Source organism: Rummeliibacillus sp. SL167 (assembly GCF_007896505.1).
Classification (GTDB): Bacteria; Bacillota; Bacilli; order Bacillales_A; family Planococcaceae; genus Rummeliibacillus; species Rummeliibacillus suwonensis.
This window is the reverse complement of the sequence record NZ_VCBM01000002.1, coordinates 416,672-430,751: the sequence shown is the minus strand read 5'-3', so window position 1 is coordinate 430,751 and position 14,080 is coordinate 416,672. Positions and strand designations below refer to the sequence as shown.

At 37.1% G+C, this 14,080-nt stretch carries 12 protein-coding genes; 3 read left to right on the top strand and 9 right to left on the bottom strand.

Going from position 1 to position 14,080, the window contains the following annotated elements; genetic code table 11:
* Positions 1–363: 363 nt before the first annotated feature.
* Positions 364–1,239 carry a nucleotidyltransferase-like protein gene (locus FEZ13_RS13375; protein ID WP_146553097.1) on the bottom strand — a complete coding sequence of 292 codons (876 nt, stop codon included), beginning with the start codon at positions 1,237–1,239 and terminating at the stop codon, positions 364–366.
* A 135-nt stretch (positions 1,240–1,374) separates the two neighbouring features.
* Here FEZ13_RS13375 and FEZ13_RS13370 point away from each other — a divergent pair, with 135 nt between their 5' ends.
* Positions 1,375–1,758, top strand: a complete 384-nt coding sequence (locus FEZ13_RS13370) for a YgzB family protein (protein ID WP_146553096.1) — start codon at positions 1,375–1,377, stop codon at positions 1,756–1,758.
* A gap of 386 nt (positions 1,759–2,144) precedes the next feature.
* Here FEZ13_RS13370 and perR read toward each other — a convergent pair whose 3' ends face one another.
* On the bottom strand, positions 2,145–2,591 hold the full coding sequence (gene perR, locus FEZ13_RS13365) for a peroxide-responsive transcriptional repressor PerR (protein ID WP_186725916.1): 447 nt from the start codon (positions 2,589–2,591) through the stop codon (positions 2,145–2,147).
* A gap of 429 nt (positions 2,592–3,020) precedes the next feature.
* Complete coding sequence (bcp, locus tag FEZ13_RS13360; protein ID WP_146553094.1) at positions 3,021–3,494, bottom strand: thioredoxin-dependent thiol peroxidase; 474 nt, start codon at positions 3,492–3,494, stop codon at positions 3,021–3,023.
* 897 nt (positions 3,495–4,391) lie between these two features.
* On the opposite strand from bcp, the gene FEZ13_RS13355 reads away from it, so the two are divergent.
* The gene (locus FEZ13_RS13355; RefSeq protein WP_146553093.1) at positions 4,392–5,486 is read left to right on the top strand and encodes an FUSC family protein; all 1,095 of its coding nucleotides are present in this window, start codon (positions 4,392–4,394) and stop codon (positions 5,484–5,486) included.
* A gap of 280 nt (positions 5,487–5,766) precedes the next feature.
* On the opposite strand, the gene FEZ13_RS13350 is transcribed toward FEZ13_RS13355, so the two are convergent.
* From FEZ13_RS13350 to FEZ13_RS13330, 5 genes are all read right to left on the bottom strand, one after another.
* A complete protein-coding gene (locus FEZ13_RS13350) occupies positions 5,767–6,657 on the bottom strand; it encodes an ABC transporter permease (RefSeq protein ID WP_146553092.1) in 891 nt (296 codons plus the stop codon).
* Between the two features lie 13 nt (positions 6,658–6,670).
* A complete protein-coding gene (locus FEZ13_RS13345) occupies positions 6,671–7,675 on the bottom strand; it encodes an ABC transporter permease (RefSeq protein ID WP_146553091.1) in 1,005 nt (334 codons plus the stop codon).
* A gap of 71 nt (positions 7,676–7,746) precedes the next feature.
* Positions 7,747–9,345 (bottom strand): ABC transporter substrate-binding protein, encoded by a 1,599-nt coding sequence (locus tag FEZ13_RS13340; RefSeq protein ID WP_146553090.1) that lies wholly within the window; start codon positions 9,343–9,345, stop codon positions 7,747–7,749.
* A 25-nt stretch (positions 9,346–9,370) separates the two neighbouring features.
* Positions 9,371–10,357: an ABC transporter ATP-binding protein gene (locus tag FEZ13_RS13335; protein WP_146553089.1), complete on the bottom strand. Its 987-nt coding sequence runs from the start codon at positions 10,355–10,357 to the stop codon at positions 9,371–9,373.
* Positions 10,323–11,351: an ABC transporter ATP-binding protein gene (locus tag FEZ13_RS13330; RefSeq protein WP_146553088.1), complete on the bottom strand. Its 1,029-nt coding sequence runs from the start codon at positions 11,349–11,351 to the stop codon at positions 10,323–10,325. The genes FEZ13_RS13335 and FEZ13_RS13330 overlap by 35 nt, the downstream gene beginning before the upstream one ends.
* 255 nt (positions 11,352–11,606) lie before the next feature.
* Between FEZ13_RS13330 and FEZ13_RS19625 the strand changes: the two genes are divergently transcribed.
* Positions 11,607–11,768 carry a hypothetical protein gene (locus tag FEZ13_RS19625; RefSeq protein WP_186725915.1) on the top strand — a complete coding sequence of 54 codons (162 nt, stop codon included), beginning with the start codon at positions 11,607–11,609 and terminating at the stop codon, positions 11,766–11,768.
* Positions 11,769–12,272: 504 nt separating this feature from the next.
* Here FEZ13_RS19625 and FEZ13_RS13325 read toward each other — a convergent pair.
* Entirely contained in the window at positions 12,273–14,009 is a 1,737-nt protein-coding gene (locus FEZ13_RS13325) for an ABC transporter ATP-binding protein (RefSeq protein ID WP_186725914.1), read from the bottom strand.
* Positions 14,010–14,080: the final 71 nt, after the last annotated feature.

The following is a 14,080-nucleotide window of genomic DNA, read 5'->3' as shown; positions in this document are numbered from 1 at the left end:
GATCAAACTCTCCATAAAAGTTAAGTTTGAAAGCTCATTTGCTTTGCTAGCGTATCATCCGAAGATGATATCTATTTTGTCTTTGTCACTAACAGAGGTTAGTAAACAAATTTTATTGATTAACGTCTTGCTCGTTCAGTTTTCAAGGTTCATATCTTGCTGTCATCTTAGCGACTTTTAAATCTTAACATCAAACTTCTTTAATGTCAATGTTTTTTTGAAAAAGTTTTTTCAGAAGCTTAACTTTCAATCTTCCACATGTTTTCAAAGACATATGATATTTTACAATAATTCCTTCATAATGGTCAATACTTTTATGAAATTATTTCATATAATCTAAACACTGTATTCATTAATATACAACTAATCGGCAGATTGTTCAACCTTATATAGTCTGTGGAAGATCATATCACTTTTTGTTTCTACTTGTTCAACAAGAATATATCCTTTACTAATTAGAAATTCAACAAATACTTCTAAGTCGACAGAGTAATTTTTCAATTCTTCTTGCTCATGCATTTCTTGAATTGTCCAATATTCCTTTTTGGACATAACATTGACGATATGGCGAGCTCCATCAGCAATGCGGGAATGAATCAAAAACTCACTAGCCAAAAACAACAGCTCTAATCTTTTCTGGATAGACTCTTCGCTCGTTATTAATTCTTCATATAATTTATAAATTTCTGGATCAATTTGTTTTACTTGTGACCATACAGTTACCTCTGGATATAATCCTTTATCCAATATTGCCAATCGTGCCAAATGATGTAGCGATTCAACAACATGATTGTATGCATCTAAGTAATTGGTTTCTTCTAAACACACTTTCCCCTCTAAATAATGACGAATCAATTTTGCAAATTCGATGCCCATTTTGATGTTTCTTCCATAGAAAGGGAAGTCCTTTAGATTTTGTTTTAAATTACTCACATATTCATTTCGATCAAATACTATTTTTCCAAATAATATCCAATCAATTAATTTTTTATTGGTACCAACCAGTAACCATTTATGTAATTGCTTTTCAGTGATAATATGCATAGCTGCTTTTTGATTTTCAAAAGTGTAATGTTTTGTATAAACAGGCACACGGTTCTCTTTTGCAATGACTAAAAGGATCGTATCAAAGGTATCTGTAATCGGACTTACTTTTTCTCTTTTCTCTACTATAATAATCCCTAACGTATTAGGTTGACTTGCACGTTCTTGGTATATTGGACGAAGTAATTGCTCCATTAATATCCTCCTAGAATAAAATCTCTTTCATAATAATTATCTTTCGACAGTTGAAGTTAGATTCCTCTTTGAAGTTTCAATTCGTATTGCCTTACGTTCCTGTTTTTAGTATGCTTTAGAATAGGAGGCTTGCAAATGAAATCCAATAAGAAACCTTATAAAAGTAAAATTAATAAAATTCGTACATTTGCTTTATCATTGATATTTATTGGCTTTATCATCATGTATGGTGCTATTATCTTTAGAGACCATAAGTGGGCAGCGATGATTTTTATAGCTTTGGGTATGCTTTGTATTATTGCTAGTACGGTTGTTTACGCTTGGATTGGTCTATTATCAACACAAGCTGTTATGGTCGAATGTCCGAATTGTCATAAACATACAAAGATGCTAGGTCGCGTTGATATGTGCATGTTTTGTAATGAGCCTTTAACATTGGACAAGTCATTAGAAGGTAAAGAGTTCAATCAAGATTATAACAATAAAAGAGAAAAACATAAAAAAAATGGTCAAGAATAATAGAATGATTTTTTCGAGGATTTGTGATTTAACTATCTAATTTCAATTTACATCGGAATTTTCTCTATTAAATGCGTCCATCGTATTAGCTTCCAAATCTTTTCGAAATTGCTTGAAAAGTTCCTTTTATAGTTTTCGACGGAGGAACTAGCTTGAATTTGACATGCTTGCGACAACAAGCCTCAAATGTGAACCATAAGATCGTGGTCATTCAAAATAGATAGTTCTATTCAATATATGATTCTATCGCAGAATGTCAACTCTTAAATAGAAGAAGATACAATGCAAAGAGCACAAAATGCTGTTTTAGCAGCAATCTGTGCTCTATTTTTTCATATGATGAAGCTGATGAATCCATGTTCTTGGACAGTCCATTGCTTAAACTATTATTCTTCTGTTTGACTTTCTTTCTTCGCACATTCTGGGCATATTCCGTATACTTCTAATCGATGAGAGTTGACCTTAAAACCGGTCACATGGGCGGCAAGATGTTCTACCTCATCAAGACCAGGATAATGGAAATCTACAATTTTGCCACAGGATTCACAAATGATATGATAATGTTTGCTTGTTACAAAATCGAAACGACTAGCATTATCACCATATGTCAATTCTCGGACAAGACCTGCTTCACGAAAAACGCGTAAATTATTATATACAGTGGCAACACTCATATTAGGAAATCTATGTTCTAATGCTTTATATATATCGTCAGCCGTAGGATGTGACATTGATTCGATCAAATACTCAAGAATCGCATGACGTTGAGGAGTAATCCTTACGCCAGTTTTCTTTAGCGTGTCGAGCGCGTTTTTTAAATGTAGTTCAGACATCGCCATGCACCTCACTTCATAAATATTATTTATTTATAATCGTTATAATTAGTTTACTTAATAAGTAGTGCAAATGTCAATATTTCTAGCCATTATTGCGGTTTTCTATTCATTTATAGGCAGTAAGCACCTCGTTGGATGAGGTTTTCACTTTATATGCTATCAAGGTGAATTTCCTTTATAATCCAATGAAATTCACTATGTAAAAACATCTGCCTTCTTCATTGAATTCTCAATTAAATGACGATAATGATAGTTGTTTATTCACAATTTGCTTCACATTCGCCAAAAGGAGTACTTGCTGCCTTAAAATTTTGAATAATCTTGTTGGTCATTCAGGTGCATGCGGCAGTAAGTCCCCCACCTATCTTTCTCGCTTCTCTAAAGCTTGGGGTGGGGGACTTACTGCCTGTTTTAAAGTGGGGCAAACTATTCCTCTTTATCACGAAGATAGTTTAATACTTCCTCAATATGGTTTTTGACGCGTACTTTGCGCCATTCTTTTTCTATAATTCCCTCTTTGTTGATCAAAAATGTAGAACGTTCAATCCCCATATATTCTTTACCATACATTTTCTTCAGCTTCCAAACGCCATAAGACTCTGCTACTTTGTGATCTATATCTACAAGTAAAGAAAAAGGTAGTCCATGTTTTTCGATAAATTTTACATGTTTACTCTCATCATCAGGACTTACACCTAAAATCACTGCGTCCAAATCTGAAAAATCTTTATGCGCATCACGAAAATCGCACGCCTCTGTTGTACAGCCAGGGGTTAAATCTTTAGGATAAAAATAGAGTACGACTGATTTTTTTCCCTTATAATCAGATAAAGAAACCGGCTCCCCTTTTTCATTGTGTAATGAAAATACTGGTGCTTGTGTACCTTCCAACATTGTCATGTTAACTCCTCCATTTCATATACTTTCTATATTGTAACAATTTATTTGGCACTTTGTAGAATAATTGACTACAATAAAGTGAAGCTTCCATCAGTGGGGGTTTTCTTCATTCCCCACTGAAATAGGGGAACGAAAGTGAAAAGCGCCACATCCTGTGACAACACCTGAGTGACCAACATCTTGCCCGCCCAAACCAATCGGGCACATGCGGCAGTTGATCCCCCACCTATCTTTCTCGTTTCTTTCTAAACCTTGTGGTGGAGGTCTTACTGCCCGTTAACGCGGGATAAAAAGATACAAACCTATGTAATAAAGTGAAACTTCATCCAGTGGAGAATTTTCTCCATCCTCACTGGATGATCATTGAAACAATCTTACATTACAGGCAGTTACCTATTTATCTTCTTGCCTTTTCCATGTATCTTTGAAATGGGAGCTTATTACCCGCTAGTGCGGAATAAAGTAAAGCTTCCATCAGTGGGGTTTCCTCATCCCCCACTGATGGTTAGCTGAACCAATCGGGCACATGCGGCAGTTGATCCCCCACCTATCTTTCTCGTTTTTCTCTAAACCTTGAGGTGGGGGTCTACTGCCCGTTAACGCGGGATAAAGTAAAACTTTCCCCAGCGAAAATTTTCATCACTAGGTGTTAGGTGACTAATCAAGCTTTTTTATAACAAGCTAAACCTTCACTTATTCTCTGCTTGTTTCTTACATCTTAAAGTGGAAACTTATTGGCTGATAGTGCTATGGGATCAATTATGCCTCCAGTTAACTGGCGTCCGGATTTTTTTCGAACTTGCTCGAAAAATTCCTCTTTAAAATCCGTGACATCCACCGGAGGCTTTATCATTAAATTGAATATAAAACATAGAAAGTGAGGTTACCCATTTTCATATGAAATTAGGTGCCCGAATATTAAAAACAGGAGTTGCCATTGTATTGGCTTTATTTGTAGCTAAAGCATTACATTGTCCATCTCCAATATTTGCAGGAATCGCTGCTATTTTCGCATTGCAGCCTTCCCTTTATCGTTCTTATCGAACAATTATCGAACAATTACAAGGAAATCTGATTGGTGCAGTCGTCGCTGTTACATTCGGCTCTATTTTTGGTCATGAATATGTAGCTGTTGGATTAGCAGCTATTGTTACATTATCGATTATGATTAAATTTAAACTTGAAGATAGCATCTCGCTAGCCCTTGTTACTATGATTGTTATTATGGAAGTTCAAGGCGAGCAATTTATTATGTTTGGTCTTATTCGCTTTGCTACCATAATGATAGGTGTATTAGCTGCCTTTGTGGTGAATCTCCTATTCTTGCCGCCCAGATATGAAACACGACTTTTCACATCTATCAATATTTTACAAGACGATATCATTCGATGGATTCGCTTGGCTGTCCGTCAAGCTTCAGAGCATACTTCTACAAAGCAATCATTGAGAGCATTGAAACAGCGTTACGAGCGCATCAATACTTTATATCATCTATATAAAGAAGAGCGTGCATATTTTGGCAAAAAGAAATATATAAAAGCACGTAAATTGGTCGTCTATCGACAAATGATTTTAACGACGAAAAAAAGCATTGAAGTATTAAACCGTCTGCATTTGCACGAAAATGAAATAACCAATTTACCAGAACGTTTTCGGATTATGATTCAAGAACGATTAGATTATTTGTTAACTTATCATGAACAGTTATTTTTAAAATATACAGGAAAACTTAAACCTGAGCATATCACATGGGTAGGGCAAGAAGAATATCTACAGCGTAATGAGGTTATGGATATATTCGCCGAACACATTGTCTTAGCACATGCAGATGAAAATGAAGAAGAATTTTCAAGCTATCATCTGTTGCATATTCTTTCTCGCATTTTAGATTATGAGGAAAATCTTGAACATCTCGACACACTGATCATGGCTTATCAGAATCACCATTCACACGAGCTCTTAAAAGTAGAAATAGAAGACCGAACTATGTAATATCAATAAAGTGAAGCTTCCATCAGTGGGGGTTTTCTTCATCCTCCACTAAAATAGAGGAACGAAAGTGAAAAGCGCCACGTCCTTTGGCAACACCTGAGTGACCAACATCTTGCCCGCCCAAACCAATTGGGCACATGCGGCAGTTGATCCCCCCACCTATCCTTTCTCGTTTCTCTCTAAACCTTGTGGTGGGGGTCTTACTGTCCGTTAACGCGGGATAAAAATCTTTTGAAAAACCGCAATATATCTTTATAGTCAAAGATATTGCGGTTTTTTCTTAATTTTTCATTTTGGGATCGAGTGCATCACGCAATCCATCTCCCATCAGATTGAAGCCTAAAACAGTAAGCATAATAGCTAAACCAGGAAAAATCATCGTCCACGGAGCATTGACTAAGTATACTCTAGCATCTGACAACATTTTTCCCCATTCTGGAGTTGGTGCTTGTGCGCCTAGACCAAGAAATCCTAACCCAGCTGCTTCAATAATTGCAGAAGCAATGGCAAGAGTCCCTTGTACAATAACGGGCGTCATTGAGTTAGGGAGTATATGTCTAAAAAGAATGCGAAAGTCATTCATCCCAATTGCTTTCGCTGACATAATATATTCTTCTTGTTTAATACTCAATACTTTGGAACGAATAAGGCGTCCAAAGTTCGGTACATTGATGATGGCAATTGCGATGAGTGCATTTTGTAAAGAAGGTCCTAAAACTGCCACAATTGAAATAGCTAGTAAAATACTTGGAAAAGCTAATAAAATATCAAATAATCGAGAAATAATTGTATCTACCCAGCGACCATAATAACCTGCCACAATCCCTAAAATACTCCCTACAATCACTGAACCAATGACAGATGAGAAACCAACCCATAGCGAAACCCGTGCACCATATACGACACGAGAGAATATATCTCGTCCAAAGTCATCTGTACCGAACCAATGCTTAGCTGATGGCGCCATTAATCGTTCACTTAAATTTTGTTCGTTCACCCCTTGTGGAGCAATCCATGATCCAAAGATAGCTAATATGATGAAGAACGCCACAATACCTGCTCCAACTACAGCAGCTTTGCTTTTCTTAAAGTTGTGCCAAGCTTCTTTCCATGGTCCAACTTCCTTATGAGTTGTTAAATTCCCTGTCGTATTCGCAACAACTTCAGACATATTGGACTCCCCCTTATTTATACTTAATTCTTGGATCAATAACACTATATAAAATATCAATGATTAAATTTATCATGACGAAGATAAATGCAATGATTAAAATCCCTGATTGTATAACAGGATAATCACGGAAACTGATTGCGTCATACACATAGCGACCAATTCCCGGCCAGCTGAAAATGGTTTCTGTAAGAATAGCACCACCGAGCAATAGTCCCATTTGTAAACCAATAACCGTTAATACAGGAATGATAGCGTTTTTTAATGCATGTTTATAAATAACGATAAACATCTTTTGACCTTTTGCACGAGCTGTACGTACATAGTCAGATCGCATAACTTCGAGCATACTAGAACGGGTCATTCGAGCAATAATCGCCATCGGTATCGTCGCCAGTGCAAAAGCTGGTAATATCAAATGTTTTAACACAACGATTAATTGATCAAATCTCCCTTGAATGATCGTGTCCAGTATGTACAAATGCGTTATTGCCGTAACAGGATCTCTTGTATCTTCTCTCCCAGTAGTGGGTAGCCAATCAAGTTGAGTGCCAAAGGTCCATTGTCCCATTAAACCTAACCAAAAAATAGGAACTGACACCCCTACTAATGCAAAAACCATTGCCGTATAGTCAAACCATGAATTTTGAAACCAAGCTGAAATGATCCCTGCATTGACACCTATTACAATTGCTAGAATCATTGCGAATAATGAAAGCTCCAAAGTAGCAGCCAAATAAGGCCAAATCTCAGTAGATACCGGAACCTTTGTACGCATAGATTCACCTAGATCGCCTGTTAATAAACCGCCTAAATAATGAAAGTATTGAATATACCATGGATTATCTAATCCTAGATTTACACGCAACGCCGCGACTGCCTCTTTAGTGGCCTGTTGCCCTAAGATCACTTTCGCGGGATCACCAGGAATTGCACGGATGATCATAAATACTATAAAAGTCATTCCAAGCAAAACGGGGATCAACTGTAATAATCGTTTGCCGATATAGTGAAGCATTCTTCTTCACCTCTCCATCCTGTATTAGCTAAAAATATGCCCCTGCCCTAAAGCAGGGACCTCCATTTCTTCTATTTAATGTCTACGTTATTAAATTTATCAGTGCCCGTTGGATGAGCAACGAATCCTTGAATAGTGCTCTTACCAGCTAATAGTGGAGTTGAATGAGCAAGTGGTACCCATGGTGCATCTTTAGAAATAATCACCTGTGCTTTTTTGTAAAAATCATTACGCTTATCTTCATTTGTCTCTGATTGAGCAGTTGCTAACAATTTGTGAACTTCTGCATTTTTATAATAAGCATAGTTGTTAGAACCAATCGTTGTTTCATCTAATAATGTGAACAGGAAGTTATCGGCATCACCATTATCACCTGTCCATCCCATCAAGAATGCATCTGCTTCTCCGTTCGTTAGTTTTTCAAGATAAGTAGCCCATTCATATGAAACGATTTTTGATTGAATCCCGACATCAGCTAAGTTCTTTTGAATAGCTTCGGCAATTTTTTGACCATCAGGCATATATGGACGCGCTACTGGCATTGCCCAAAGTTCAATTTTTTGACCATCATAACCTGCTTCTTTCAATAGTTGTTTGGCTTTCTCTGGATCATAATCATAACCTTTTACATCATCGTTATAACCTTCAATAACAGAAGGCATTGGATTTTTGGCAACCTCAGCTTGACCATTGTAAAATGCTTTGATAATTGCCTCTTTATCAATTGCATAGTTTACAGCTTGGCGGACTTTTACGTTATCGAACGGAGGACGAGTTGATGTTAATCCTAGATAGCCAACATTCATAGATGGACGTTTCAATAATTGAAGATTACTATCATCTTCAATCGTTTTTGCGTCTGTTGGGTTGATACCATCAGCTAAATCGATTTCGCCCGTTTTTAAAGCGTTAAGTCGAGCGGAATTATCTGTAATGGATTTGAATATTAATTTATCTAACTTAGGCTGACCCTTTTGCCAATAATCTTTATTTTTCTCAATAGTCACTGAATCATTGCGTTTCCAAGAAACAAATTTAAAAGGACCTGTCCCAACTGGGTTATCACCAAATTTGTCTCCTTCTTTTTCAAATGCGGTTGGAGAAGCAATCGCAAATGCTGTCATGGCTAAATTTTTGAGGAATGGTGCTTGTGGTTTATTTAATGTAATGACCACCTTGTTGTCACCATCCGCTTTTACCTCTTTAATGATTGCGTTTTTGTCCCCTTTGAAACCGCCAAACATGGATACAAAATACGGAAATTTATCTGCGTTCCCATTCATCCAACGATCAAAGTTTTTAACTACAGCATCAGCGTTAAAATCTGTACCATCTTGGAACTTAACCCCTTCTTGTAATTCGAAAGTATAGGTAAGTCCATCCTTCGAACCTTCCCATTTTTTCGCTAATCCTGGCTGCAACGAAGTATCTTGTTCACCAAAGTTGATTAATGTTTCGAAAATATTGGTTGTTACTTTAAATGATTCGCCATCTGTTACTACCGCCGGATCAAGTGATACTGAGTCACCGCTACGACCATAGATGAGCGTTTTTCCTCCATTACTATCACTCGATGTTCCCTTCTTATCGCCAGATCCACATCCAGCTAGCACTGTTGAAAATATCAGTACTAAAAACAGACCAAAGGATAATAATTTCCTATTTCTCATAAACATCATTTCCCCCATCTTCTTTTTATTTATCATTCGCTTTTTCATTGTATAAATGACAAGCTACAGAATGACCATGTTGAGCCTCAGTCAATTGCGGGACTGATTTTGTACAAATATCCATTTTAAACGGACATCTTGTATGGAAAGTGCATCCTTTTGGAGGACTTGAAGGACTTGGAACATCCCCCTCTATTATGATTTGTTGTCTCCTAAAATCCGGATCTGGTATAGGCACAGCAGATAACAAACCTTTTGTATATGGATGTAGTGGATTAGCATATAATTCTTCGCTTTCTGATAGCTCAACTATTTTTCCTAAATACATCACGCCAACCCGATCACTAATATGTCGTACAACCCCTAAATCATGGGCGATAAATATATATGTAAGTTTTAATTCTTTCTGCAAATCTTGCATTAAGTTTAAAACTTGTGCTTGTATAGATACATCTAATGCAGAAACTGGTTCATCAGCAATAATCAGTTTTGGATTTGTCATTAATGCTCTAGCAATACCGATCCGTTGTCTTTGTCCACCACTGAACTGGTGTGGATATCGTTTGGCATGATCATCACTCAATCCGACAATTTCTAATAATGCCTTCACCCTTTTTTTACGTTCTTTAGCATCGCCAATCCCATGAACAATAAGCGGCTCTTCTAGAATTTGCCCAATAGAATGTCTTGGATTCAGAGAAGCATATGGATCTTGGAAAACCATTTGAATATCACGACGTGCTTTTCTCATTTCAAAAGGAGATAGTTTTGCAAGGTTTTGTCCTTGAAACTCGATTACTCCTTCTGTTGGTTCTAGCAATCTCATTAGCATTCTCCCCGTAGTAGATTTACCGCAGCCTGATTCTCCTACAATACCAAGCGTTTCTCCTTCATTGACATAAAACGAAACATCATCGACCGCCTTTACTTGCCCCGTGATTTGTCCGAATATGCCTGAACGAATGGGAAAATACTTTTTAAGTCCTTGTACTTTCAACAATGGCTCTGTCATTTGAAGACACCTTCTTTCCCTCATGCAGAAAACACCTTGTTTTATGTGCGTCAGATGTTTGATATAACTTTGGACTTGCTTCTATACATTTTTTTGTGGCAAATTCACAGCGTGCAGCAAAGCGACAGCCCACTTTTATAGAACCCGGTTTCGGTACACTGCCTGTTATGGAATATAATCGATCCTTTTTATGACGCATATCCGGTACTGATTGAATCAATCCTTGTGTGTAAGGATGTTGAGGGTCTTTAAAAATAACATCGACTGGCCCCTCCTCCACCACTTGTCCACTATACATAACAATAACGCGTTCACATGTTTCAGCCACAATACCTAAATCATGGGTAATCAGCATAACTGCTGTCTTTAAACGTTTATTAAGTTCCTTCATCAGTTGCAGAATTTGAGCTTGAATCGTTACATCAAGAGCTGTTGTTGGTTCATCTGCAATTAATACTTTGGGATCACAAACAAGCGCCATTGCAATCATGACACGTTGCCGCATACCTCCAGATAATTGATGAGGATATTCTTTTAATAATTCCTCTGCTCTTGGTAGACCAACAAGCTTCATCATTTTCACTGCACGTGCATTTGCTTGTTTTTTTGTCCAATTTTTATGATGGATCAAAATAGCTTCAGTAAGCTGATTGCCAATTGTAAATAATGGGTTAAGCGATGTCATGGGCTCTTGGAATATCATTGCGATATCCTTCCCTCTAACTTTGCGCATCTCTTTTTCCGATAGTTTTGTTAAATCTTTTTTATCTAATAAAATCTTTCCACCTGTAATCTTGCCAGGTGGTGAGGGTAAGAGTCCCATAATAGACAAGGAAGTTACACTCTTTCCACAACCTGATTCTCCTACAATCCCTAAGATTTCTCCTTCTTTCAAAGAAAAGTCTATATGATCGACCGCAGGGATTTCACCGCCATCAGTAAAAAAGGTTGTTTCTAATGCTTCAACTTTCAGCAATTCTTTACGATCATCCATCCATGGCACTCTCCTTTTTAATATCTAATCATTAAATATTATTAGATTTATCGAAAAATTATTTCTTTTCGATTTATTATAAATATAAAAAATGAGAATGCAATAGAAATTTGGAAAATATGTATTGGCTTTCTTTTTTAACTATATCGAATCATGTAAGGAAATGCCTTACAAAAGCGTTTTCATTTCAAAAAATATTTTATAATATCAAGCGTGTTGATTATCCAATTTAATCCATGAAAATAGGGGGATTTGTTGATTGCAGCGAAGGCTTGCACGACTCATGCGGGCGAATGCTGGGGGCAACAGGATGTTGGTCACGGAGTCGTTGCCACAAGACGTGGCGCACTACAATTCCGTTCCTTCAATCGCTACGCTGCGGGGTCTCATCTATTCGCTTTTCCCGCGGGACATTGAATTGGCTTCATCGAATCAACACCGCACGAAGGAAATGCGCAAGCCTAATCGAGGAGTCGAGCAAGCCGCAGCGAAGATCTATATAAATGGTCCGAAAAATACAGGTTTTTTCAAAAATCACGCCACAGACTACCTAATTTTTGTCAAATCAACACGCGTGTGTTCGTATTTTTAAGAAGGAAATGATTGATGAAATTGATTCAGATAATGATCGTATATGTCCTTTATTTAAAAAAAGTACGAATGCTGTATTAATCAACATTCGTACTTTTTGGCTTGTCACCATATATTAATGGGCAATAAAAACCTTGCTTCAGTCGCAAGGGAGAGAAGGAAAGATGGGGATCAACTATTTATAAAAAACTCAATTGTTCTATTAAACACCTAGTAGAAGATGATGAAAACTTCTAGGGGAGGTTTCACTTTGCACATTCTTACTTCAAAAGCTACAATAACTTCTCTATGTAAGAAAAACTTTTGGCATTCCTTAAACAATTATTCACATTAGCCTAACTTTTGAATTTGGAACAAATCGTGATAAATCCCCTTTTGATTCATCAATGATTCATGAGTACCTTGCTCCTTCAATTCACCATGATCAATCACAAAAATTTGATCTGCACGTGTAATCGTCGATAGTCGATGCGCCACAATGACTGTTGTGCGATTATGTGCAAGCTGATCTAGTGATGTTTGAATCAATGCCTCACTCTCTAAGTCGAGGGCAGATGTAGCCTCATCTAAAATGAGAATTGGCGGATTCTTCAGGAATACTCGGGCAATAGCCACTCGTTGTTTTTGCCCTCCAGAAAGTTTAACACCACGTTCCCCTACCTTTGTTTCATAACCCTCTGGTAATGACATGATGAAGTCATGTGCGTTAGCAGCTTTGGCAGCAGCAATGACTTCTTCGTCTGTTGCATTAGGATCTCCCATTAGAATATTTGCCTTGACCGAGTCACTGAACAATATATTATCCTGTAATACAATTCCGATTTGCGAGCGTAAAGAATGAATGGTTAATTGTCGGACATCTATATTATCGATTTTAACCGCTCCTGTCATGACGTCATAAAAGCGTGGGATTAAACTTATAATAGTAGATTTCCCACCACCACTCATTCCGACCAATGCCACAGTTTGCCCAGGTGAAATATGAAGATTGATACTTTTTAGAATATCTCTCCCCTTTTCTTCATAGCGAAAAGTCACATTTTCAAAATCAATTTGACCTTTGACGGTAGGTAACACCTTCGCGTCCTTACTATCCTCAATGTCATATTTTTCATCAAATAATTCAAACATACGGTCCATAGATGCTACCGACTGTGTCAATGTAGTCGATGAGTTGACAAGTCTTCTTAATGGGTTATACAAACTGTCTATATATGCTACAAACGCAGCCATTGTTCCAACGGATAAATGCCCATGAATTACTTGGTATCCAGCATAGCCCACAACTACAAGTGGCGCGATACCGGTAATCGTATTGACGACTGCAAAAGTTTTGGCATTCCATTTTGTTTGATTTAATGCTTTGGTTAAAAAATGACCGTTCGTTCCATCAAAAATTTGCTGTTCATGCTTTTCTAAAGTAAAGCTTTTAATGATGCTGATTCCTTGTACACGTTCGTGTAAATAGCTTTGAACATCAGCTAAGGCTCTCGAACGCTCTCTTGTTAACTTTCTTAAGCGTCCAAAGAAATAGCGAACACTAATTGCATAAAAAGGAAATGCGACTAGTGAAACGATCGTAAGCTTCACATCAAGCTTCAACATAATGCCGATCGCTATCATAATTGTGCATAGATCAATCCATACATTCATAAGTCCTGTCATGATAAATTCTTTGGTTTGTTCAACATCATTGATCGTTCGAGAAATAACATCGCCTACACGTGTATTGGCATAATAACTTAAACCTAGTTTTTGTAGGTGTCCATACAACTTCTGACGAATATCATAAAGAATCTTGTTACTTACTTTTTGCGCTAAATATTGGCGGTAATATTCAACAGGTGGTCGAATAACGAAGAACAAAATAGTTGTTCCAGCAAGCCAATAAAATAATTCCATCGTTTTCTCATCACTAGTTAAGTGATGAGCATTGATGATATCATCTATCACAATTTTTATCAGTACAGGTGTAAAAAGAGGAATAGCAAATTTCAGGACACCAATAATAAAAGTTAAAAATATTTCTAAGCGATACGGTTTAACGAATTGCAAATAGCGTTTCATACTCTCCAAAATAATCCGGTCCTTTCAAACAAAAAAGCTGCCCTCTAAACCACTTTTGGGCAACTCCTAAC